The 24,982-nt window shown below is 39.5% G+C and carries 21 protein-coding genes; 6 read left to right on the top strand and 15 right to left on the bottom strand.

Features of this window, described 5'->3' with window-relative positions; translation table 11 throughout:
- Positions 1–7: 7 nt before the first annotated feature.
- The 9 genes from I6E69_RS02655 to I6E69_RS02615 form a co-directional block, all read right to left on the bottom strand.
- Positions 8–721, bottom strand: coding sequence for a hypothetical protein (locus tag I6E69_RS02655; RefSeq protein WP_149603555.1), 714 nt, complete (start codon positions 719–721; stop codon positions 8–10).
- A complete protein-coding gene (locus I6E69_RS02650) occupies positions 721–2,016 on the bottom strand; it encodes a hypothetical protein (RefSeq protein WP_002960146.1) in 1,296 nt (431 codons plus the stop codon). The genes I6E69_RS02655 and I6E69_RS02650 overlap by 1 nt, the downstream gene beginning before the upstream one ends.
- A gap of 9 nt (positions 2,017–2,025) precedes the next feature.
- On the bottom strand, positions 2,026–3,393 hold the full coding sequence (locus tag I6E69_RS02645) for a hypothetical protein (RefSeq protein ID WP_149603554.1): 1,368 nt from the start codon (positions 3,391–3,393) through the stop codon (positions 2,026–2,028).
- Complete coding sequence (locus tag I6E69_RS02640) at positions 3,390–4,520, bottom strand: hypothetical protein (protein WP_197120585.1); 1,131 nt, start codon at positions 4,518–4,520, stop codon at positions 3,390–3,392. Before I6E69_RS02640 ends, I6E69_RS02645 begins: the two co-directional genes overlap by 4 nt.
- An 8-nt stretch (positions 4,521–4,528) precedes the next feature.
- The gene (locus I6E69_RS02635) at positions 4,529–5,431 is read right to left on the bottom strand and encodes an LPP20 family lipoprotein (protein ID WP_039488413.1); all 903 of its coding nucleotides are present in this window, start codon (positions 5,429–5,431) and stop codon (positions 4,529–4,531) included.
- A complete protein-coding gene (locus I6E69_RS02630; protein ID WP_002960140.1) occupies positions 5,431–6,153 on the bottom strand; it encodes a hypothetical protein in 723 nt (240 codons plus the stop codon). Before I6E69_RS02630 ends, I6E69_RS02635 begins: the two co-directional genes overlap by 1 nt.
- A gap of 305 nt (positions 6,154–6,458) precedes the next feature.
- Positions 6,459–7,076, bottom strand: coding sequence for a LysE family translocator (locus I6E69_RS02625; protein WP_197120584.1), 618 nt, complete (start codon positions 7,074–7,076; stop codon positions 6,459–6,461).
- A gap of 71 nt (positions 7,077–7,147) precedes the next feature.
- Positions 7,148–7,360 carry a S9 family peptidase gene (locus tag I6E69_RS02620; RefSeq protein ID WP_197120583.1) on the bottom strand — a complete coding sequence of 71 codons (213 nt, stop codon included), beginning with the start codon at positions 7,358–7,360 and terminating at the stop codon, positions 7,148–7,150.
- A gap of 63 nt (positions 7,361–7,423) precedes the next feature.
- Entirely contained in the window at positions 7,424–9,886 is a 2,463-nt protein-coding gene (locus I6E69_RS02615) for a prolyl oligopeptidase family serine peptidase (protein WP_197120582.1), read from the bottom strand.
- Between the two features lie 166 nt (positions 9,887–10,052).
- Here I6E69_RS02615 and I6E69_RS02610 point away from each other — a divergent pair, with 166 nt between their 5' ends.
- From I6E69_RS02610 to I6E69_RS02600, 3 genes are all read left to right on the top strand, one after another.
- Positions 10,053–11,048: a LacI family DNA-binding transcriptional regulator gene (locus tag I6E69_RS02610; RefSeq protein WP_197120581.1), complete on the top strand. Its 996-nt coding sequence runs from the start codon at positions 10,053–10,055 to the stop codon at positions 11,046–11,048.
- Positions 11,045–12,274 carry a glycosyltransferase gene (locus tag I6E69_RS02605; protein ID WP_197120580.1) on the top strand — a complete coding sequence of 410 codons (1,230 nt, stop codon included), beginning with the start codon at positions 11,045–11,047 and terminating at the stop codon, positions 12,272–12,274. The genes I6E69_RS02610 and I6E69_RS02605 overlap by 4 nt, the downstream gene beginning before the upstream one ends.
- Before the next feature lie 116 nt (positions 12,275–12,390).
- Positions 12,391–13,617, top strand: coding sequence for a threonine/serine exporter ThrE family protein (locus I6E69_RS02600; protein WP_076924234.1), 1,227 nt, complete (start codon positions 12,391–12,393; stop codon positions 13,615–13,617).
- 244 nt (positions 13,618–13,861) lie between these two features.
- Here I6E69_RS02600 and poxB read toward each other — a convergent pair whose 3' ends face one another.
- The gene (gene poxB, locus I6E69_RS02595; protein WP_197120579.1) at positions 13,862–15,586 is read right to left on the bottom strand and encodes a ubiquinone-dependent pyruvate dehydrogenase; all 1,725 of its coding nucleotides are present in this window, start codon (positions 15,584–15,586) and stop codon (positions 13,862–13,864) included.
- Positions 15,587–15,902: 316 nt separating this feature from the next.
- Between poxB and I6E69_RS02590 the strand changes: the two genes are divergently transcribed.
- Positions 15,903–17,558 carry a pseudouridine synthase gene (locus tag I6E69_RS02590; RefSeq protein WP_197120578.1) on the top strand — a complete coding sequence of 552 codons (1,656 nt, stop codon included), beginning with the start codon at positions 15,903–15,905 and terminating at the stop codon, positions 17,556–17,558.
- Between the two features lie 177 nt (positions 17,559–17,735).
- Entirely contained in the window at positions 17,736–19,655 is a 1,920-nt protein-coding gene (locus tag I6E69_RS02585) for a GGDEF domain-containing protein (RefSeq protein ID WP_197120577.1), read from the top strand.
- A gap of 36 nt (positions 19,656–19,691) precedes the next feature.
- On the opposite strand, the gene I6E69_RS02580 is transcribed toward I6E69_RS02585, so the two are convergent.
- The 3 genes from I6E69_RS02580 to I6E69_RS20585 are packed head-to-tail and all read right to left on the bottom strand — an operon-like array spanning position 19,692 to position 20,414.
- Positions 19,692–19,910: a DUF6500 family protein gene (locus tag I6E69_RS02580; RefSeq protein ID WP_024600489.1), complete on the bottom strand. Its 219-nt coding sequence runs from the start codon at positions 19,908–19,910 to the stop codon at positions 19,692–19,694.
- Between the two features lie 37 nt (positions 19,911–19,947).
- On the bottom strand, positions 19,948–20,205 hold the full coding sequence (locus tag I6E69_RS02575) for a hypothetical protein (RefSeq protein ID WP_024591905.1): 258 nt from the start codon (positions 20,203–20,205) through the stop codon (positions 19,948–19,950).
- Between the two features lie 59 nt (positions 20,206–20,264).
- Positions 20,265–20,414 carry a hypothetical protein gene (locus I6E69_RS20585; RefSeq protein WP_231619689.1) on the bottom strand — a complete coding sequence of 50 codons (150 nt, stop codon included), beginning with the start codon at positions 20,412–20,414 and terminating at the stop codon, positions 20,265–20,267.
- Between the two features lie 451 nt (positions 20,415–20,865).
- Here I6E69_RS20585 and I6E69_RS02565 point away from each other — a divergent pair, with 451 nt between their 5' ends.
- On the top strand, positions 20,866–21,291 hold the full coding sequence (locus I6E69_RS02565; RefSeq protein ID WP_024600492.1) for a hemerythrin domain-containing protein: 426 nt from the start codon (positions 20,866–20,868) through the stop codon (positions 21,289–21,291).
- A 124-nt stretch (positions 21,292–21,415) separates the two neighbouring features.
- Here I6E69_RS02565 and I6E69_RS02560 read toward each other — a convergent pair whose 3' ends face one another.
- On the bottom strand, positions 21,416–23,932 hold the full coding sequence (locus tag I6E69_RS02560; RefSeq protein WP_197120576.1) for a plasma-membrane proton-efflux P-type ATPase: 2,517 nt from the start codon (positions 23,930–23,932) through the stop codon (positions 21,416–21,418).
- A 287-nt stretch (positions 23,933–24,219) separates the two neighbouring features.
- Positions 24,220–24,633 carry a hypothetical protein gene (locus I6E69_RS02555; RefSeq protein WP_096794390.1) on the bottom strand — a complete coding sequence of 138 codons (414 nt, stop codon included), beginning with the start codon at positions 24,631–24,633 and terminating at the stop codon, positions 24,220–24,222.
- Positions 24,634–24,982 lie beyond the last annotated feature (349 nt).

Below are 24,982 nucleotides of genomic sequence, written 5' to 3'. Positions count from 1 at the left end.
TATAAAATTAAAAATAACTACTTAAATCATCAGCAGATAGATTATCAAACTCAGTTTGAGCAGCTAAGTTTAAACGCTTACAGTCTATGCTTTCACATCGCCGGGTTAACGAAATTACTTGCTTATAGCGCTTATTAACAAACCAGGTTTGTGCAACTGAGGCTCTCGCTTCATCGAGTTTTAACTCACTCGCTTTTAAATATTTATCGAGATAGCTTAAACGTTGCTCCTCTGGCGATTGATCAGCTGCTAATGCTACTGCATCAGACATCGTTGTAGGGTGATTCAATGCAACTTGCAATAAAGCGCGTAAGTTTGCTTTATCTTTTTGGCTACCAACTTGCCAAGCCGCTCTAATGGCAAGTCCAGCTTCGTTAATATCTTGCGCAGCAGGTGTTACAACACCAGTACAAGTTAACCATTCTTGCTGTTTTTCTTGCTCATAGTCCGTAATTTCAGCGTCAATAAAGCTTACCGACTCTGGCAAAGTAATATTGAGCTTTTTAGCTAAAGTATTTCTAATAATACGACGCTCAGGCAAGGTCAATGCATTTCGACATGCCTGCTCAAGCGCATTTTTTGCACTCGATTTTAACGCCATTACTCGGGCGTATTGACCATTAGCCTGACTTTTAAAAAAAGCAGTTTGTTGTTCAATGGTTTGCTCTGAGTCGAAAGTGGCCGAAGCCACCAACGAAAGCGCTAAAATAGGTGCTAGCATTAAAGTTCCTTTTCGCTCGCTACTTTACCTGATGCACCTTGAGGGTTAGCCGCTTTTTCGTTTAACCCACCGTGTGCTTTTATTTTGTGGCCGTAGTGACTTACACCGTTAACAGTTTGGCCATTATTACCTTCCATCTCTTTAGCTGCTTTGCGTGCCGTTGCCTCTAAGCTTGGCGCATAAACAGCTACGCTGTACTGCCAAAATCCATCATCACTTGCAAAACTTTTAACACTTACACCAGGTGGTAATTTACCTTTTGCAACGGTTGAATACTCGTCAGATGTTTTTAATTGATTTAAAAACGTACTGCGATCTTCTTCAAGAATTTCTACTTGTTGCGGATCATTTAAGTATGGGTCATCGTACTCAAACTGTTTGGTACCTTCCATTTGCTTTTCGTTAAAGCTACCTTGCCAATACACTTTTTCACCTTGAATAGTGGCAAGCAACGCAGAACGCGCACGTGTTTGCGATTGCGATTTAGCAACGCCTTTAAGCTTACGAGCAACATTGCTGTTTCTATTTTGACGTGCAATTGCAGAGCCATAACCTAAAACGATAACTTCGCCAGTATCAGCGTTAGTAAGTACTTTGGCGCCAACAGGTGGTAAAACACCACTTTTAACATCACTGATTACTTGTTGGAAAATTACATTCGGTTCAGTAGTTACCGCTACGGCACCACGATTACCTTTAATTTGTGAACGTGTTTTAGGCGTTGAAATTAAGCTTACACGTACGCCTTTATCATCAACGTTGTCGTAAACGTCATAAGTAACAAAGCCCGCTAACGAGCCCGATACAGACTCTTTACACGCCTCCATCATATTAGTTTGTTCGTTTGCCGTACCTTCAACGCCCGTATCAATAACATCCATTCTTGCAGACACTACATTGCTACATTGATGTTCAACACCTTTCATATTTTCAATTAATTGTTTTTTCGCAATTAAATAAGCTTGATTATAAGCACCGCGTTTAGACAGCAAAGTCGCATTCATATTTTCGTAGGTGTTATAACTGGCACTACCAATAGATAAAATACCGGTGCCACTACCAACCTGAATCATTTTAATACCGTCTTCGTTGTCATCCATCAGTGCCTGATGAGCAACAGCAACTGCAACGCTTGTATCTTTTGCAACCACTACATCGCCAGAAACTTGGGCTTGTTCAGCACCCACTACTTGCGCGCCTGGGCGAGCAGGTATCATATCTGTTAGGCTAAATTCTTCCTCTGCGATTGCAGGCATAGCTAAAACCATTGCTAATGTTAATATTTTTAATTTCATCATCTATCCTTATTTGTACCTGAGTGTAAAGTCGTCTTCGACTGTAATTTTTGAAAGGCTTTTTGCTGTTATTGTCATTAACGCCTGATCAAGCGCATGAGCAAGCTCCCCGGTGCTACCTTTAAATCTCAGGCTTGCTACGGTATATTTTTGCTGTTTATGTATAGATATATCGCTTACGCCACCTAACGTACTTAACACATCATGCAATTTTTCTGGTTGCGTTAGCTTATTGCTTGGCAACATGACTTCACGAACCAAGCCCCCTCTTGCAACTACTTGAGTAAATGCATTATTAAGGGCTTTATGAAGCGCTTTTGATTGTGACTCGCTCGCCAAATGTACTGCCATTAAATCTTTTTCTACGTAAGGAGCATTAGGCAACGACATAAATGAAGGATCGTTTTTCCACTGACCATAAATGTTTCCAGCTAAATCTCTAACGTCAGCACTTAAATAAAGTTGTCTGTTGTTAGCGCGCTTAATCACTTCAGATTTTGCATAAATAACTAAACTAGCCGCGTTACCAACTTCAATTCCTTGCTCGTTTAACCAAACTTTTAGTTCGGTTTTTAATGGTTCAGGCGCAATAACTTGCACTCTAGGTGATCCAATCATGCTTAGTAATTTAGATGCTTTTTGAATAAGTGGTGTTTTTTCTACAACAGCCATAACGGTGACTTCCACACCACCATTTTGCAGTTCTCTGGTTTGCAGGGTTTGCCACTCTTTCACAAGCCCTTCACTATGACTCGAAAGCTGTTGCCCTATTAACTCTTGCATGTTTGTTGATTCGTTACCGTCAACAATATTCATACTTGTACTTGATGATTGCGTATGCTGCTGAGTAAGCCACACACCTACAACTTGCGATACAGCACGTTGCAAAGCATCTTGCTCTGCAATCGTCAGTGCTGTTTTACCTTCTTTTTTCCAGCCTTGGCCTATTACTGTCACACTAATATTTTGAGTGGTTTGTTGCCAGCTTTGCTCTTGCGGCTCTCCTAACTCTTGCGGGTTAAGGCTTACAGTCATGCATGTGTCGTTACCACTGAGTGTAGGCGTTGAGTAATTTAAAGGAACGGCACCAGCACTCAAACCTTCCATCATCATAGTGCGTTGTTGCTCATATAAGCTGGCGGCATCATCATCTAAACTGGTTGCTAAATGTTGCTGTGCACTCTGGGTTGTTAAGCTTTTATTACCTTTAATAAAACTTATAAGCTCAGCACTAGCTTGGGCTTTTGCACCCGAGATAGCCGTGCTACCTCGTCCATATGCACATGACTGTGTTTGCAGTGTACCATCAGACAATACATTCACTTGAGCTTGCGCACTCAAGGAACATAATGCTAATAAACCAAGCTTTTTGATCATGTACGGCTCTCCAAAAAGTCAGCGGGAGTACCGACCGATACAGCAAATATTTTTGTACCATTTGACGGTCGATAAATACCATTTTCAGCTTTGTTTTTAACATCATCTGCTGCATCGGAGTCTTTCCAACGAATAATTTCACCATTTGCACTACTACGCGAAGGGTTAACATTCGCAACGCCAATCGGTTCAACAAATCCTGCTTCATAGCTAAAAACTATCATTGTTTCGTTAGGAAGTACGCCTGCATTTTGACCTCTATCTAAACTAATTTTGTTCCCTTTAATACCTAAAACTTGCGCTGTGGCAGGCATTTCACTCAACATACGGGTAAGCAAGATATCAATACCACGCGATCCCATATCACTGAGTACTGCATTTACATGAGCACTTTGATCAAAGTGAAAACCTGCGACGTAGCGCCCGCTTACAGTCGTAAATTTTAACTCCGAGCGATCACGTACATCTTCAGATTTAACACGAATTTTGCCTAAATTAGGGTGCGATAGTTTTTCACGTGTTTGCGGATTTATAACGCCTGTTGTCAACTCTAATGTATAGTCGGCCCAATCGGTAATTGAACCTTCGGTTTTTAATGTTCTGAGTGAGTCTATTTTTACTACAAAATCGGGGATTAACGCTTTAACTTCTGCACGCTTGGCAGCGGCAGCCACTCCTTGTTGTTGTAAAATTAATTGTTGTTCCTTTGAAATAGCATCATCATCACGCGTTACTATCCTGAAGCGATTAATTCCTGCAAATTGATTTTCGAGCATTAGCAATAAGTTTTGGTTGTCAAACTCGCGCATAGCATCAACACCAATACCACTGCCATTTACACCAGCTAAATCAAAGTACATGCGTACGATTGGTTTTTTAAGCGGACAACTATCTGTTTCTGTATTTGCATCAAACGTGCAACGCTCTAGACCTTGGGTGTCAAAATATGCAGGCATAGCTATATCCGCGTCATTAAATATATAAGCACTTTTGGCTATTACGGTATTTGAGGCGTTGTTACTAACCAACCCTGATTGTGTAGCACTTCCTTGTTTAGGTGAAGAGTTACACCCTGCTAATAAGGCGAGTGTAAATGCTGATAGAGTTAAGTTTTTTATTAATTTCATTACCATTCCTAAATATCGAACAGCCACTGACTAGCAGGCGCTTTAAGTTGTTGTACTAAATTGTTAATCGCTTTTTGTTTTGCATTTTCTTGTGTCGTAGCACTTTCTTGCGCAAAAAGATCCTGTTGTAGTAATACTTTGAAAGGACTTGAACTACGCGTAAGCGCTAGAGTTAAAATAACTTTGGCTGAATAATTATTATTAGATTTGGCGTACTGCCAACGTATTTGGGGACGCATCCATAAACGTGTATCGCCGCTATGTGGGAGTGCATTATTTAGTGCTGATTTAATTTCGCTAATATTATTAGCACCGATCACATCACAAGAAACAGCATTTAATGCTTTTGCTTGCTCATTCAATAAATTATTTAAAGTCGATTGAATTAATAGCTTAGGCCCAGAAAGGAGCTCTAATACTGCTAGCTTTTTTGCCGCAACATCAAGACCTCCACTATTTTTAAGTGCCCAAATGAAACGCTGTTCGTTGTCATTTTTTGGCGCAGAGATACGAGAAAGTTTTAATAAATCAGATTTTAGGTTTTTTACTAAAGTCGATTTTTTAACTCCCATTTTTAAAGCAAATAAGTTATTTTGCTCAAGCGTATTTAGCTCCTCTAGTCCAGTTAATGTAAACGGTAAACTAGTTAAGGTTGTTGCTTGTTCAAAATAATTGCTTGCTTGGTTGTCCTGCTTTATGAGCTTTTGTAATTGCTGCGTACTTACATCAACGCTTAGTTGAGTAGTAATATCGGCTATAGCCGCTTGCTTTGCAGCTAAGCGACTCTCACCAACCCCAACCGCAGTAATATATTCATCACTTTTTTGCGGTTGAGTTACCCAATCTGGCCAGTTTTGAGCTGAGCAGCTAAAAGCACATGCTATAAAAAAAGCAAAAATGCTTGTTTTCATTAGCCTTTCGCTTCTTGCTCAAGTTGTAACTCATTTATTGCAGTAATTGTTGCTTGCTCAAGTTCTATAATTTCGTTTGCTTCAAGCGCTAACGCAAGTTGATCTTTTGCTTTAATAAGAGCGGTGCCTATATCTTTAGGATCTTCTTCTTGCTCAGCATTCTCTTCATCGCTTGAAAGCCATGAACTGACAAGATTTCCACCCATTTTTAAAGCTGTTACTTTCGCTATGACAGTGCTGTGTTGGCTTAAAATATAAGCAGATTTAGCAATCTCTACCGTTAAATCAGTCGCAAGTTCAACATTTTGCTGATAAATACCTTCGTTCGCTAAGTTATAAGCTGCTATTTTATGACCAATTTCTTCATCTTTATTCTTTGCTCCTGCGTCAAACTCTTCGATTGCAGCTTGAAGCTGCTCTGGTGTCGACTTTTGATGGGCATATAAAAAGGCTTGTACATCACGGTAGTTATCAGTTTGAGTGCGGTATTCACCCATAACTTTTCGTTGACGCTCAAGGATAATAGCTGACATATTTAAAAATTCGTCAATACCTACCTGTACAGCCACCGGGTGAAAATAACCGAGTGTATCCATTCGAGTAGTTAACTCTGCAACTGCAGTATTGCGGTCTAAATTAGCAGAAGTACTAGTATCGGTTGTTGAAACACAACCAGCAAAAAGAGGTACAAAAATAAGTGCGGATAGAATAGCTTTTTTCATGAGGTAATTCCCTATACATTAAAAAGGCAAGAAAGCACAAAGCTAAGCTGTTGACTTGATTCATTCTTCCTTGAATATGAGAATAGAATTACCGAATTTGTAAAAAAATGCAACACAGAAAATTAATAAATTTATATTACTATCAACAAAAAAATAAACAAATGTAACCACGACAAGGTGTTCAGCTTAAGTTAATACTTTTGTCTCATTTTTGTGTGATAGCTCTATTTATTTAGTTTTATATAAAAAACCCTTGCAAGCTGTATAGATATTGTTCAATCACGTTTAGCGTTAATCTTGAATAATTAGTCCAACGCTAACCACACACCTACAGCAATCATTAAACTACCAGCAATACGGTTCATCCATTTTATATTATCACCACGGCTTAAAAATAAACGTAAGCTTTTACCGCCTGTTGCGTAAGCTAACATACTTAAAAATTCGGTGGTCATTATAACGCCAAGCAATACTAAAAGCTGAGGGGCTACAGCATGCTCAACACTTATAAAGGGTGGCAGTAGTGAAATCATAAACGCCCACCCTTTAGGATTTGCTATTGCGGTTACAAAACCTTGCGTAAATAACGACTTCCTACTTACGTCACTTGGTTTTGAGGTATCGACCGACATTTTTCCTTTGGCTCGCCACATGTTAACGCCAATATAAATTAGGTACGCACCGCCTACCCACTTTAAAATAGCGAACGCATCAGGGTAATTTAGCATTACGCTTGCAACGCCTAATACCGCAGCTATAGCAACACTTGCGACACCTAACAGCTCGCCTATCATCATCCATAATGTGCGGCGCACGCCAATGCTCATACCGAGTGTCATGGCAAGGGTCATACACATACCAGGCGTTATCGACACAAAAAAGAACGTAGGAATAAAAACCGCAAGTGCTGCTACATCAATCATTAATTTACTCTCATATTAAAAGCAAAAACGCGGCTATAAGTAGCCGCGCTGTTACTTACTCATTTTTATTACTATTGCCCAGCACTTACCACGGGTTCAGTAATAACCTCTACTGGCTCTGCTGTATCATTTAACAAATACTTATCTAACCACTGTTCTTGTTCCCACAATACATGTAATAAGCTTTTACGCGCACGGTAACCATGTGCTTCATAAGGGAGCATTACTAAGCGAGCATCTTTACCTAAACCTTTTAGGGCTGCGTACATGGGCTCACTTTGCATTGGGAAGGTTCCGTGAGATTGAGGGTGGGTCTTCTTGCACCCCACCGCATATGTAAAAAGCATCTATTGCCCAGCACTTACCACGGGTGCAGTAATAACCTCTAATGGCTTTGCTGTATCATTTAACAAATACTTATCTAACCACTGTTCTTGTTCCCACAACACATGTAATAAGCTTTTACGCGCACGGTAACCATGTGCTTCATAAGGGAGCATTACTAAGCGAGCATCTTTACCTAAACCTTTTAGCGCTGCGTACATGCGCTCACTTTGCATTGGGAAAGTGCCAGAATTAGGATCTTCCTGACCGTGGATCATTAGCATTGGTTCGTTAATTTTTTCAGCATGGAAAAACGGCGACATATTAGCGTACACACTTTGTGCTTGCCAAAAATCACGCTCTTCTCCTTGAAAACCAAACGGCGTTAATGTGCGGTTATACGCGCCGCTACGGGCAATACCTGTTTTAAATAAATCGCTATGAGCCAATAAGTTAGCAACCATAAATGCACCGTATGAGTGCCCTGCTATGGCTATCTTGTTTTTATCGGCAACGCCTTTTTTAACTAATACATCAACAGCTGCTTGCGCACTTGATACTAACTGCTTTCTAAAATTATCGTTTGGCTCGCTGCCATCAATACCCACTATTGGCATTTTAGGGTCGTCAAACACGGCAATCCCTTTAGCAAGGTAAGGCATTGGCCCCCAATAACCAATGTAGGTAAATGCATAAGGCGATTCGCGTACTTGCGATGCAACGGCTTTATCTTTGTATTCAAGTGGGTAAGCCCACATAAGTACCGGTAACGGGCCTTGTGTTTTATCGTACCCTGGTGGTAAATAAAGCGTGCCCGAAAGCTCAACACCGTCGTCGCGTTTATAACGTAATTGCTCTTTAGTTACGCCTTTAAATGCAGGGTACGGATGCTCAAATGTCGTTAGTTGCGTTAACGTGTCGTTATCTAAATCACGTATAAAAAAGTTAGGTTGCTCAGTTTTAGATTCGCGAATAGTAATAAAGCGCTCACCTTCGTCATCAAGCAGAGCGCGTACACGCTCGTAGTATGGCGCTTCTGATTGCCATAAACGCTTGCTGCTATTTGTTTTAACATCGTACCTATCTAAAAACGGCACATTACCTTGCTCTGAAGCACCGTTACCGCGCAGGTAAATATAACGCCCGCCTACAATTTTAATTACGTTTGCGCCTAAATCGTTGCGCTCGTAAATGGCATTACCCGGGTCTTTGTACGCGTCGTTGTAACTACGCTCTGAAAATAGCACGCGGTTTCTGTCGGCATTTCGAGGTTGTACAACAAAGGTGCGTACTTGGCGATCGCTAAAGCGCCAGTCTGTCAGCATTGCTACGTTTTCGTTGCCCCACTCCATTCCCGCATAACGGCGCTCTACTTTGGCAAATAATTTAGGCTCGCGTTTAAAGGGTGCACGTAAGCTGTAAACATAATCATGATGCTCAACGTCGGTTTTCATGTCGCCGCCATCTTGCGCCTCGGCCCAAATAACTTCAGCACCTTGATCGGCTCGCCATTCAAAATCACGGCGGCCAGTGCGTACACTGTCATAACCTTGCGGAATATTATCGGCAAGTGGCTGTTTTGCCAGCTCTGCTAATGCATAGCCGCGCATGCCCCATATTTGCCACGTGCTTGCAAAGCGGCTGTAAGGCACTTGATACGAAAACGGCTCATTAATACCGGCAACTAAAATATTGGTAGAATCAGGTGATACCGAAAACGATTTAAATAAAGAAGGGCTACCTATTGCTTGAGTATTGCCATCAAGCGTAATGTAAGCCAGCTGCCCTTGGCCGTAAAACTTAAACTGTGATTCATCAAACGGGCTGGTTAATAAATTTTGGTAAGTACGTGCTGGCGCTTTTTCGCCAGTACTTTGTTGAATAACAGGCACTACATTTTGGCTATTATTTTCAAGCCTTGGTTTACCAAAATTAACAGCGAGATTTGCAACAATGGCGCTGCTATCTGGCAGCCATTTATATGGTGAGGCAGTTAGTACCGAATTTAACGCAGCACTAGTTAACTCTTTTGCTTGTTTGGTTTCAACGCTGTAAAGCCATAAGTTGGCTTGGGTTGGTTGCTCAACAACAAAGGCTAAATATTTACTATTAGATGACCATTTAGGTGAGCGGATAATGCCATTAGGTAAGTTGTTAATGCTAATAACCGACCCGCTTTGAACATGCTTTAGCTCCACGGCACTAAATTTGGCACTCACACGAGAGCGCGAAAAATTAGCGGGGTTTAGCTTAATACCTGCAAGCTTAAGCTCTTCTTTTGCAAGTTCATCAAGGGTTACTACACGTTTGCGTTCAAAAAGCGCTAGCCATTGGCCATCGCTCGATAAGTAACTAGTGGGTGCTAACTTAGCGTCAACCAATGCTGCAAGTTCGGGTGATGGGGTTTGATAGCCCTGCTCGGCGTAACTTGTTGGGACTAATGCCGCACAACAAATAAAGGCAACTAACAGCCTAAAAGCGCTCATGTTTTTATCCTTTTGTTATTTTTTACTCTTATAGGCGTATATAAACACGTTTTGCTTTGTTCATAAAGTATTAAGGTAAGTTAAACACCTCTAAAAGATGACTTAATAGTGCTGATTAAGCTAAACTACAGCGCTATTTATTCACCACTGCGGTACTTAAAATACAATGCATAACAAAGCCAAATCAGTCACCATTTTTGATGTTGCAGAGCGTGCTGGTGTATCAAAATCAACCGTATCGTTGGTGCTTACCCAAAGCGATAAAGTGGGCAATAAAAGTAAACAAAAAATACTCAAAGCGATAGATGAGCTAGGGTACGTTTATAATCGTGATGCCGCTGCTATGCGCTCAAAACGCTCTAACTTAGTGGCCATAGTAATAAATGATTTAACAAACCCAACTATGGCGCAACTTGCCACCAGCCTACAACTTTTGTTAAACGACAATGGCTTACAAGCCATGATTGTAAGCAGTAATAATAGTCTTGAGCTACAAGCAAACGCAGTTAAAAACTTAAAAGAATACAACGCGGCTGCATTTATTATTTGCCCCGTTGCTAATACTTGCCCCAAATGGCTTGATGCGCTCAGCGCGCAACACAAAGTAATTACCTTAATGAGCGAAGTGCCCTTTAGCGCAGCTCCGTGTGTATTACCCGACTATAAAAAAGCCAGCCACGTAGCCAGTATGCATTTACTCGCACAAGGCGTGACAAACATAGCATTTATAGGCAATGAACTTACTTTAAGTGATTCACAAGCACTGCAAAGTGGCTTTAATACCGCATGCGCGCAGCACAGCATTGCACCATTAGCACCCATTGACTGCGCAGTAAACACAGCCCTTAGCGCTAAAAATGCATTTATAGAAGCATATAAACACAACCCCACATTAAACGCAGTGGTGTGTGCAAACGATATTATTGCTCAAGGTGTTATTGCCGCTATTAACTCATTAACTCATCACTGTATTAAAGTAGTGAGTTGCCACCACATTCCTAATAGCGCGGTTATAAATAATCACTTAACCACCGTGGCTATTAGTACAACTGATATAGCTAAGCGGTGCCTTTTAATACTGCAAGAGCTACTACAAAATACAGCCCCGCCAGTAAAAACACTGGTAAATGTAAACTTACAAATTAGAGATTCTAGCCAATGAAAAAAGTGCTGGTAATTGGCTACGTATGGCCAGAGCCAAATTCGTCTGCTGCGGGAACGCACATGATGTCGTTATTAAATGCATTTAGAGCGCAAAACTGGGACGTTGAATTTGCAACGCCCGCGCAGCGCACCGACCACATGGTAAACCTTGACGACTTTGGTATAACCAGCCAAAGCATTGCACTAAACTGCGACAGCTTTGACGAATACGTTAAAGCCTATAACCCAGATATAGTCATGTTTGACCGCTTTATGATGGAAGAACAATTTGGCTGGCGCGTCGATAAGCATTGCCCAAATGCCATTAAAATATTAGATACCGAAGATTTACAATGTTTGCGTAACGCTCGCCACGAAGCGCACAAAGGTGAGCGTGAGTTTACAACCAGCGATTTACACTCAGACATCGCAAAACGCGAAATTGCCGCTATTTTACGCTGCGACCTAAGCTTAATTATTTCAAGTTATGAAATGAGCCTGCTAAACAGCGTATTTAAAATAGAGCCAAGCCTATTACACCATTTACCGTTTATGGTCGATTTAAGCTCATTACCTACAAGTACAAAAACGTTTGAGCAGCGCCAGCACTTTATGACCATAGGTAACTTTAGGCACGCACCAAACTGGGATGCTGTACTTTACTTGCAAAAAATATGGCCACTTATTCGCAAGCAACTCCCAAAAGCAGAACTACATATTTATGGCTCCTACCCACCACCAAAAGCCACGGCATTAAATAACCCTAAAACAGGGTTTTTAATAAAAGGTTGGGCCGATAATGCGTTTGATGTAATGCAAAGTGCGCGTGTATGTTTAGCTCCACTGCGCTTTGGTGCAGGCATTAAAGGTAAATTGCTTGAAGCCATGATAATGCAAACACCCAGCGTTACCACTAACATTGGCGCAGAGGGTATGCATAACGATTTACCATGGCCAGGTAAAGTAGCCAACACAGCCGATGACTTTGCCAACGCTGCCATTGAAATGCACAACAATCAAAGTGACTTTGAACAAGCGCAGCAAGATGGTAATACACTCCTTAATACGCTGTACGATAAAGCCCAATTAAGCGCAGCGTTAATTAAAAAAATTGATTCAATAAGTTGCGATTTAAGCGCTCATCGCAAAAAAAACTTCACAGGCCAAATGCTCAAACATCATACAATGCGCAGCACTCAATACATGTCGCAATGGATAGCTGAAAAAAATAAAAAATTAGATTAAAAATGACTAGACACACACCAATTAGTGTTTAAAATCGCGCCCATCAAACGTGGGCAGTTTTAGCTGTATTGTCTATATTTTTAGCTTAGTTATCGCAATATTTGGTCCAAAAAGATTTGAAAACTGCAACCTTTACAGAAAAACGCAAATTTATCGTTAAATTGGGTAAAATGCTTCACAAGTATGGCACCCCAGCCTACCGCCTAGAAGCCCACCTAATGGAAGTGGCTACTTACTTAGGACTTAAATCGTCATTTGTTATGTCGCCAACCTCTGTAACGTTTGTTATTTGGACCGATGGCCACGAAGATGAGTACACCCACGTTGCACGTGTAGACCCTGGCGATCACGATTTAGGCTCACTTGCCGACACCGACGACCTTGTAAACCAAATGCTTGACGACAAGCTAAGTTTACAAGAAGTTGATGCGCAACTAGACGCAATTTTTGTGATGCCAAACCCATATAATAAATTAACAACGGGCGTTGCCTTTGCAACTTCTGGTGGTGCGTTTGCTATGTTAATGGGTACTAGCTGGACTGATGTTATTTGGTCATCGCTGCTTACTTTAGTCGTTTATGTGTTTGTGCTTTGGTCTGGTCGCTCAAAACGCGTAGCTCACATGCTTGAGCCATTAGTTGCCATAATATCAGCAGTACTTGCATGTGCAGTAAGCGTGTATATAACGCCTGAAATAAATATACGCTTGGTGGTACTTTCGGCCATTATTGTATTTATACCCGGTTTAGCACTTGCGCTTGGTTTAGCAGAGCTTGCAGCGCGGCATTTAGTGTCGGGCACAGCAAGGGTAATGGACTCGTTTATGCTGTTGTTTAAACTGTATTTTGGTGGTTTCATTGGTATAGGTATTGGCTTTGCACTCTTTGGGCAAGCCGACTTTGTACAACCTGAGCCATTACCAAAATGGACCGCATGGCTGGCTATATTTTTACTTTGTAGCAGCTTAATCGTGATTTTTAGAACCAAACTTAAGCATGCGGTTTGGTCTATTGCATCAGGCTTTATAGCGTATGGCACCAGTATTGGCTCGGCTATGTATCTTGATTACACGTTAGGTACGTTTGTGGGTGCTTTATCGGTGGGTATATTTAGTAACTTGTTTAACCGCGTTGCTAATGCGCCAGCCTCTATTGTGGCCATGCAAGGCTTAATTGTATTAGTACCAGGTAGCAAAACCTATATTGGCTTAAACTCACTCATTGAAGGCCAAGACTTTATATACGCAGAACACATAGGCCAACAAACGTTTTTAATATTTATGTCGCTTGTTGCAGGACTAATATTTGCAAACGTCGCCCTACCGCCTAAAAAGAGTTTGTAAGTGATACTGAGCGCTCGCTTTACTTTGATTGAGTAAAGCGAGTGAAACGTTAAACTAAAACAACTACCAAGTAGCAATTGATGCCAATGCTAAGTGTTTTAGCTCTTTACATCGCACTTGAGTGAGCTCAAAAGCATCGTAGTGATTCCAACACTATACTAAAAAACCTTCCATTTTAATCATATCCTACTTCTAATTTACACTTCCCTATTGAGCAAAAATACTCAATAGGGAAGTAACTTAACTAGCGTGACCAGTTAGTTTTGGCAAGCTCTACAATCTCGTTACCTTTGCCATTTATCAGCGCTTTCATCATGTAAACACTAAAGCCTTTTGCTTGCTCTAATTTGATTTGCGGCGGCATTGAAAGCTCTTGTTTTGCTGTATCGACTTCTAAAACAACAGGTCCTGAGTGATTCATCATCTCGTTCATTGCCGATGGTAATTTTTCAGGGTCGCTTACATGAATCCCTTTTAAGCCACAGGCCTCTGCAATTTTAGCAAAGCTTGGGTTTTCTAAATCGGTATCGCTTGATAAAAACCCACTTGCTTTCATTTCCATAGCCACAAAACTAAGTGAGCGATTATTATAAACAACAATCTTTATTGGTAAATTAAGCTGTTTAAGCGAGATTAAGTCGCCCATTAACATCGAAAAGCCACCATCACCACACATTGCAATGACTTGGCGGTCTCTATCTACAGATTGAACCCCCATTGCCTGCGACATGGCATTTGCCATAGAACCATGATTAAACGATCCAATTAAGCGGCGCTTTCCATTCATTGACAAATAACGTGCAGCCCACACTGTTGGCGTACCTACATCACAAGTAAAAACAGCATCGTCAGCCGCTTGCTCGTTGAGTAAACGTGTTAGGTATTGCGGGTGAATTAAATTTTGCGAGGTTTTGCCAGTAGCTAGTTCATCGAGATCTTGTCGAGACTCTTTGTAGTTTTTAACACTTTTTTCTAAGTGCGAACTGCTCCGTTCACCTTTAATATAATCAAGCAGAGTGGTCACTGAATTTTTTGTATCGCCTAATACGCCACAGTCAATTTGCACGTGTCGCCCGAGTGACGCGGCCTGATTATCAATTTGCAATATAGTGGTATTTTCGGGATAAAATGCACGATAAGGAAAGCTCGTACCAATCATAAGTAATGTATCGGCTTCTTGCATTGCATGATACCCCGACGCAAAGCCAATGAATCCGGTCATACCAACATCGTAAGGGTTATCGTACTCAATAAATTCTTTACCACGCATAGCATGCACTATCGGTGCTTGTAATTTTTCGGCTAGCGCAACAATTTCGTCGTGGGCATCTTTACAACCAGCACCACATAACAAGGTTACTTTTTTACTTTTATTAAGATGAGTCGCCATTGCTTCAATATCAGATAAAGCGGGAGTATGCGTTGCTGGTTTTGGCACATTCCATTTTGGCTTAATAGCTTTAGGCATATCTTTTAATGCAATGTCGCCAGGTAGCACAAGTACACTCACGCCTTTATTTAATATTGCTTGTCGCATTGCGGTTTCTAGCAGGTACGGCATTTGCTCGGGGCTCGACACCATTTCACAATACACACTGCATTCTTTAAATAATTCTTGCGGGTGGGTTTCTTGAAAATAACTACTGCCAATTTCAGATGAAGGAATATGTGCGGCAATAGCTAATACCGGAACATTATTACGCTGACAATCAAATAAGCCATTAATTAAATGAAGGTTACCTGGCCCGCAAGAACCCGCACACACCGCAAGCTCCCCTGATAAATGCGCTTCGCCACCGGCTGCAAATGCGGCAACTTCTTCATGTCGCGTTCCTAGCCATTCAATTGTTCCTATTTTTCGCAGACTTTCACTAATGCCGTTAAGTGAATCACCAGTTACTCCCCAAATACGTTTTACGCCCGCTTGTTCGAGGGTTTTAGTGATAAAACTTGCGATATTTTGACTCATAATATAGAACTCCTAAATATTCAGTTATTCTGTAAATTGATTTTTCGTCTCTGATCTATCAGGTAAGTCATCGTTTCGAAATGCGCTCAATTATTGAGAATCGATAAGCTTAAATATTTTTATAATGATAGATATATTACTACTGAGACTTTACTAACAAACGCCTATGCTTGCTGCGACCCCATACTGATACATAAAACATGAATGTCCGCTTTAAAGTATTTATGAATATGCGGGTGCGAGATTTTTAGTGGCTTAACTATGAATATGTTATTATGCGCTCAATTATTTTACTGAATGCTTTTCTCCTACTTCTATGTCAAATTCTGCTTCGTGCTTTACATTATTTTCTCAAAATATTGATTCTCTCGCGCTCCCTGAAAAGTTTACTTTCCCTTTTTATTACGAGCCGCAACCAATAGCTGTAGAAGCCACAAAACAATTACAGCAACAACTTGAAACGTTAACGCATTTAAAAGCAGAAAATGCCGGTAAAATGTTTGGGGTTTTAGTGGTGCAAAATGCTAAGCAACAATTAGGCTTTTTAAGTGCTTATTCGGGGCAAATTGAAGGTGATAAAGCCAATATTAGCTTTGTACCGCCAGTTTCTAGCATGCAACTGCAAGACGATAGCTATTTGGCTCAAAGTAAAATAATTAACGATATTAATGCTCAAATTGAGCAATTAGAAAATAGCGAACAACTGCATGAAGTTAATAGCAAACTTGATGATGCAACACAGAGCTACCAGCAAGCACTATTAGCCCAACAGACAGTAATGCAAGCCGGTCGCCAGCAACGTAAAATACAACGTACCGAAGGCGAATTAGAGCTTAGCGAAAGTGATTTTGAGCAGTTAAAAAATAAGCTTGCAGGGCAAAGTATCGTAGAAAAAAAGCAACTGCTGTCACTTAAAGCCTATTGGCAAAATATAATCGAGTCACTGCAGCAAACACGCATCAATATTTCTGATGAAATTGCTCATTTAAAAAAACGCCGTAAAACGCTTTCTAAAAGCTTACAAAAAAAGCTATTTGCACAGTACCAATTTTTAAATGCAAATGGTGAAACTACAGACTTAAATGCCATATTTGCAGCACTGCCTGAGCATACTCCTCCTTCGGGTGCTGGCGATTGTGCAGCGCCTAAATTATTACAATACGCCTATAAACATGGCTTAAAGCCACTTGCAATAGCTGAATTTTGGTGGGGAGCTGCACCTAAATCAGCAATTAGGCAACATAAAAACTACTACCCTTCTTGTTACAGTAAATGCCAACCAATACTTGGGCACATGCTAAAGGGTTTAGATGTTGAAGATAACCCGCTACTTATCAACCCAGCTCAAGGTAAAGATTTAAATATTGTTTATAAAGATGACGACTTACTTGTGGTAAATAAGCCCGCTGAGTTTTTATCTGTGCCTGGCGTAAATATTGAAGACTCAGTTTATATGCGAATCAAAACGCAGTTTCCAGAGGCATCAGGCCCACTAATTGTGCACAGGTTAGATATGTCGACTTCTGGGTTATTGATGATTGCACTTAATAAACGCGTGCACAAAGCACTGCAAAAGCAATTTATTGACCGCACTATAGATAAACGTTATGTCGCATTAGTTAATGGTAATGTAGCTGAGGATAGCGGAGTAATTGATTTACCCTTAGTGCTCGACTTTGATGATAAACCGCGCCAAATGGTGTGTTACAAACACGGTAAGCCATCACTTACTACCTGGCACATTTTAGAGCGTAACAACAATATTACCCGATTACAGTTATATCCTAAAACAGGGCGTACTCATCAATTAAGAGTGCATTGCGCGCACAGTTTAGGTTTAAACATGCCAATTATAGGCGACACACATTACGGGCAAAAAGCCGATAGATTACATTTACATGCAGAATACTTAGCATTTACTCACCCAATTACACTTAAACGATTAGAGTTTGAAGTAGCCGCAGATTTTTAATAAAAACACATAGCTACAACCATTATATTATACAATGTGTTGGTTTTTATTAATTAAATTGATATCGTTTGTGGTCTTTTTCTTCAATGATGAGTATAAAAAATTGTTCAAGCCCAAGTTTATTAAGCAATGTGAATAATTATTTCAATAATAAAAATAAGTCAGCAAAGGATTAACATGGCTAACAATACACAAATAAAGATTTTAGGTAATACTTTATGGGCAAAGTATGTTGTTCTCATTTTATTTTTACTTTTAAGTAAGCTTGCCTCAGCTAACGGCGATTCATTAAGTGCAACTTTACATGCGTTAGACTTTGAAACAACTCAAACCCTCATCAATAACATAAAACTAAATGAACTAGACTATCTTCAAAATGAAGACAAACTCACTCAAGCGTTTAAAATAAGCAAAGAGCAAAATTGGGAAAACCTTCATCTAGAAGCGGCCGCTTTGTATGCGGAGTTACTTTTTAGACAAGAAAAATACGAAGCGTTAAACACACACTTATCCTATTACTTAAAGAACAAAGAGTTACCAAATCAAAAAAGTGTATATTTATTATTTCTCGAATCACAACTCAAGTCTCTAGCGAGGGAGCCAAACCCAGCTCCAGCACAAACGCTAGCCACAAAATTAGAAGAGAGCTTGCAACAGCATTCAACTAAAGAAAAAATCATTATTTTACGAGCACTTGCTTACTATTACACCGATACAGATGCATTGAAAAAGACCCTAAATGTTGCACTAGAGGGGTTAGAATTAGCATTAAAAGATGACGATTCAGCATCTCAAGGATACTTTTTTAGAAAAATAGCCGATGCATATAATTATCTAAACGAAAAAGACAAAGCCGTATATTATGCAAAAAAAGCGGTTGCGGCATATGAGCAAACACAAGATGGGCTTTTTACCTCAAAAGCATATTGGAGCTTAGGCAATGTATTGCTGGAGATTAAGAAGCCTAAAGATGCCTTAATATACCTAGACAAAGCATTGCTCTATTTCAAAAAAGTTAATATGCAAAAAGGCTTAACCTTTGCTCAGTACTCAATTGCTAGCATTGAGTACTTACAAGCCAACTACGATAAAGCTTTAACTTTAACTAAAGAGAACATTGAGCTTGCTCGTTCTGCAGGTGTTTATGATATGCAACTCGCATCGCTCATTTTGTTAGCTGACATATATATAAAACTAGATTTACTTGATCAAGCAAATGAAGCAAACGATGAGGTGTTTTTAAAATTAGATAAATTCAGCCGCAGTATTTATAAAGCCGATTTTTTAAGTAAACGCTATGAGCTAAAACGACGCCTTAACCACACTGACGAGGCTTTTGAAGCAATTGAACAAAAGCTCCTTTATACAAAAAAACACTACGAAGCAACCAGCGAAAATAATATAAAAACACTACAGATACAGTTTGAAGTAAAAGAAAAAGAAGAAAAAATACAGCAACTAGAGTACGCAAAAGATATTAGTGAGCTACAAGCTAAAGAAGAATATCATCAAAAAATAATTTGGCGACTTAGCGCTGCTATTGCGTTTATTTTAGTGATTGCTTCGTTATTTTTATTTTATCGACAAGCTCGACAACGTCAAAAGTATCACGATATTTCATTAACAGATTACCTAACAAATTGCCCTAATCGCAGAGGAATAATGCGCGCAGCAGAAGCAAAACTTGGTGAAGGTAAAATGACTATAGCAATTGTTGACTTAGACTACTTTAAAAAAGTTAACGACCATTTTGGTCACGATGTTGGCGATTTAGTTCTTATTGCCTTTGCAAAAGCTGCAAGAGAAACACTCTGTGATGATCATCAGTTTGGCCGTTACGGCGGCGAAGAATGGTTATTTGCACTAAATACGGCTGATGAACGAATAATTCGCGATATATTTAACCGACTCGCCATTAGCTTCGCCGAGCATTGCAGTAATATAGAAGACTTTCCTACAGATATAAAAATTACTTTTAGTGCAGGAGCCTCTGTAAGTAGCCCTTTAAAAAGCACACTAGATATTCTTATTAAGCATGCAGATAAATTACTTTATAAAGCAAAAGAAAACGGAAGAAACCAAGTCGTGGTTGATTAAATAAACACAGCTAAAAGTATTGGCTCATTTACTTGACTAAAGTTCGTCTAAAACCATTTGCTTAATTTTATGTGCTTTTACAAAATGATCTAATTTATGGGTGTGTATCCACCAAGTAGCAGCTTCCATAAGTAGCTCTGGATCGTCGTTTTTATTGGCAAAAAATGCATAAAAAGAAAGCCCTACATTTTCTCCTTTAACTGCTATTTTTTTATCGCATACGGTAATTATTTTTGCTCTTAGTTCTTCCCTCATACATACCTTATTTAGTTATATTTTTACTGTATATGTACTATTGAAATACACCATTTAAAAAGCTAACGATTAGCTGCAAAAGGCTTCTATCAACCAAGCCATGATTCTCAAGCTCTTTATTAGGCGTATTTACTTTTGCAGCTTTACATTCATTATCTAATGTTTCATTTTTACGTGTATCGGTTTCGTATGCAATATCTGCTTGTTCCATACATTTTGCCGAGCCTGCGTAAGGCTGTGCCGCACAAGCGCTTAGTAATAAAAAAAGTGGAATTACTATCAATAATTGCTTCATAACTAATCCTATCTTTACGCAACTTATTTAATTTAAATCACAGCTGCAAGTTAGCCTATTTACTTTTCTACCACCATTACAAAAAATTCAAAAAAGAACGTACCGATAGCATCAAAAAAAGTGTCATTTTTATCATCCTTTTTAATTTGTGCGCTAATACATTCATTATAAACTTCTGAGCTTGTTTGAGCGCCATTTCGATCAACCATTTCGCCTCTTCAATGCATAAGTTAGGGTCAGAACGCGGGGTTGTACTACACGCACTTAGTAAAGCGCACAGCAATAATGCGGCGATGGGGCTTTTTATGTTCATCCTTAAACTATCCTATTCAGTTAACGTGCTACCTGCATTTATACCGATTGGTATTATATGTGGGAGTAATACATATAGGTTGTACCTAAATAATGTTGCTACATTATCACTGCAATAAAATAAACAACCAGTAAATATTTGTAAGGTTCTGTAGGGATTTATACTCCCTTTATAATTGAACTATGTAAAATCCTGAAATTATTGCATTCATATCACTGTAAAATTTACAGTGATATGAGCATAAAAATAAAAAATAAAAATAAAAGCAATAAAATACATCAACTTAATATTTGGCATTTAGTTTGCACATTAGTGATATAAGCAAATAAATTGTAAAAGGATTAGTTATGAATATTTTTGAAGCACTACGTCACGATCATGACAAACAACGAGAATTAGTAGATGCACTTATTCAAACGCACGGCGAAACAGAGCAGCGCCACACGCTAATGGACGAGCTAAAAACAGAACTAGAACAACACGCAAAATTTGAAGAACGTTACTTTTACAACCCACTTATGTTTGATGACTTAACTCATGAAAAAGCGCGCCACAGCGTAGCTGAACATCACGAAATTGATGAATTAATTGAACAACTTGAAGATACCGAAATGAGCTCGTCTGCATGGTTAGTTGCAGCTAAAAAGCTGCACCATTTGGTACATCATCACTTAAGCGAAGAAGAACACGAAGTATTTCAATTAGCGGGTAAAGCACTAACCGAAGGGCAAAAACAAAGCTTAGCAAAGCAATATAACGATGCAATGCACTAAATACTTTTTATTTGTGAGTAACTCTATTCACAAATAATTGAACCACCTTATATACACTCCCTTGTGTACTATTGGTTATAAGCCACTTGGCTTATAACCATTTTTTCATTTTTAAGCCTATGCGTTAACTCTTCTCTAGCAAGGGTGCTTCTGTTGGATCAAAAATTCGATAAGCCACTAGCTTCAAACCATCGTTAATAAAAAACCACACCAAAGCATATGCCCACACGGCAAGTGCCCACCCCCATCCTAGTGGGGTCATAAACATACCATAAACAGCAATAAGTGTTGCTATAACTTGCGTGCCAAATACGGCGACCATTAATATAGCAGACGGTTTAATAGACCAAAATGGACCTCGGGTACGCGCTAAAAATATAGTCAAATGCCCTGCTACAGAAAGTAATAAGTACATTAATGTTTGAAGATGAGGACGGTCGAGTTCAAATACTTTATCTCCTAAGTAAAATAAACCAAAGGCTGCAATTGGCCCTACAATTCCCAGCACAGATGCAATACCCAAAACGAGCCGCATATTCCATGTTTCGGGCTTATTTTGATAATGCACATTGTCGTATGCAATAGACAAAATGGCGGCATCGTTAAGTAAAGCAAGCATCACAATCATGACTGCTGTTAACGGATAAAAGTTAAAAATTAATATCGCCATTGTCATAAAAAGTAATACGCGCAGTGTTTCAGCAACCCTGTAAATAGCGTAACTGTTCATGCGTTGAAATATTTTTCGGCTTTCTTTAACTGCATCAATAATAACCGACAAGCCATCGGTCATTAACACGATTGATGCTGCTGACCGCGCTGCATCTGTAGCGCCCGATACAGCAATGCCACAGTCAGCCTTTTTAAGTGCTGGCGCATCATTTACGCCATCTCCTGTCATACCAACAATGTGCCCTCTATGCTGAAGCACATCAATAATATGGTATTTATGCTCAGGAAATACTTGTGCGAATCCGTCAGCGCTCTCGATAGAATCATCTAACTGCGTTGTTTGGTGATGCTCAGTTGCACCAAATCCACTAGCATCAAGAATGTTTGTCCCTAAACCCAGTTTACTTGCAGTTTCGCGCGCAATGGCCACTTGGTCGCCCGTGACCATTTTAACACTCATACCCATTTCTTTTGCATCGGCAATGGTTTGTATAGCTTCTTCACGCGGTGGATCAAAAAGCGGCAATACACCTATAAATTGCCATTTACCTTGCTCGTCTGTTTTAGCAACCGCTAAAGAGCGAAACCCACGTGCTGCAAATTCATCTATTGATGTCTCAACTTGAGTTTTAACTGCCTCAATATTAGCCGATAAAGCTAAAATAACCTGCGGTGCACCTTTGGTCACTTTAAACGTTTTGCCATTAGCATTTTTAACGATTGCTTCAGTACGTTTGCTCACAGGATCAAATGGCTGAAAATGTTCTATATGATAAGAATCTAGATGCTGCTCAGCTTTTACACTTTGTAATACTGCTAAGTCAATCGGATCGTTATTTTCCGAGCGAGATGCTAATGCCGCGTACAATATAACTTGCTCAGCAGAGCCTTTATTTATTGAGTTTTCGATATAAAACGGGTCACCTAACGTTAATAGGTTTTGTGTCAATGTGCCGGTTTTATCGGAACACAAAATATCAACACCTGCTAGCTCTTCAATTGCAGCTAAACGCGTTACAACCACTTGCTTTTTAGCCAATAAACGAGCGCCTACAGCCATAGTAACTGATAGCACTGTTGGCATGGCGACTGGTATTGCCGCAACGGTTAGTACGAGTGCAAACTGTAATGTGGTGATCATTGGATCATCGCGAAACAAAGCAACAATAACGATAAGCAGTACTAAAGCCGCAGCAAGCATTATTAAATAATTACCAATTTTAAGCACTGCTCGCTGAAAATGACTTGCGGTTCGCTCCCCTTGTACTAACTGTGCTGTTTTACCAAAAAAGGTATTAGCGCCGGTTGCGTATACTATTGCCTCTATTTCACCTTGGCGGATAATAGATCCCGAATAAACAGTTTCACCCGCCGACTTTACAACCGGTAACGACTCACCCGTAAGTGATGATTGATCGACTTCTACTGTATCGCCATCTAGCAAACGCGCATCTGCAGCCACTATATCGCCCATCCGCATTCTAATAACATCACCTGGTACAAGTTCGCTGGCATTTAAGTTTTGCCATTGAGTATCGCGGCGAACGCGTGCTTTGTTAGCTAATTTTGCTTTTAATGCAGCAATTGCATTACCCGCTTGGTGTTCTTCCCAAAAGCCGACCAATACGTTGGACAACAATAATACAAGAATAATAAAAAAATCGGCCCAGTGTTTAGCAAGTGCCGATAAAATAATAGCGGCCTCGATCATCCACGGTATTGGCCCCCAAAAGTAAGATAAAAACTTGAGTAATAAATTTGGTTTTTCTTCAACTAGTTCGTTAGGTCCATATTGTGCCAATCTTTGTGTGGCATCAGCTTGGCTTAACCCGTCGGATGATGTTTTTAGCTTTGCTTGTAATTGTACTAAATCAAGCTTGCTCCATTCATCGCAATTTTGATTGTGTGAAGACTTGTTCTCTGAACGATTTGATGACTGATGCGCCGACGAAATTTTAACCTTTTCCATACGAGCCTTCTATACAACATTGAGTTGAATAACTTGAGGTAATTAAAACCTACTAACCGTATAGCTAACATAAACTAAAGCTGTCGATATTGTTCTTACAAATATATTAACTTTGATCTAGCGCAATATTTAGGATGAAATAATATAAAAAGGATTATTTTTAGAAGATGACAAAGAGGTTGGATTGTTAGAAGAAGTGCTCAAAGGCTATACATTAGGCTGAAATAGCAAGCAACTCAGCCCAATGTATTTTTAGCTACAACCTTAAGGGTATAACTATTGTTTTATTACTTTACAGTAAATTTTACGTCTTGGTCGCGTAATAAGTAAAGTGCAAAACACGCAGCCCACATTGGCCATGCAGTAAAGAATAATAAGTTGTTAAAGCCATCTATGTACTGGTTGTAAGATGAAAGCGTAGACAAACCATGCATCACAAAAATCACACCATAAGTAATGCGTTTTTTAATACCCGCTAAAAATGCTAAAACAAGCACTAACTGCACCGCACCAATAATGTAAGCCACTATATCTGTAGAGCCACTAATACCGTAAAAATGTTCAAAAATACGTGCGCTATGTCCAGGATTAACAAACTTATCGAATGTCCACATAACCATTACAATAAACACGCCTAAACGCAAAGATAAAAGTGACCACTGCAAACGGTTTTGCACATCAGAATTCATTGAACCTGTCATAAAATTTCCTTAAATGAATATTAATAAACTTAGAAGTAACCTAGACCGTATAAGTTATTTTTTATTTCAAAAATTTTTAATTAAATTCATTAGTTAAGCCATGCAGTACTAAAAGTGAAGCTTATTTAAGTAATTTAAAAAATGCTGCATAAAAGTTAACTCTTTTAAAATGTTAGCAGGTTGAAAGTAGTCTATAATTAAAAATTCTATTAAAAGCATATATTTACATTCACTCTAGTACAATCGCTGTATTAGTATTTTATCAACTAATAAAACAATACTACTTAATTACCATCTTTATAATGCATCTGTTTTGTTATGTTCTAAAAAACAAAAAGAATCAAAATTT

Source organism: Pseudoalteromonas sp. NZS100, from assembly GCF_015864815.1.
In the GTDB taxonomy this organism is placed as follows: domain Bacteria; phylum Pseudomonadota; class Gammaproteobacteria; order Enterobacterales; family Alteromonadaceae; genus Pseudoalteromonas; species Pseudoalteromonas distincta.
The sequence above is the reverse complement of the archived record's forward strand: the minus strand, read 5'-3'. Positions and strand labels throughout refer to the sequence as shown.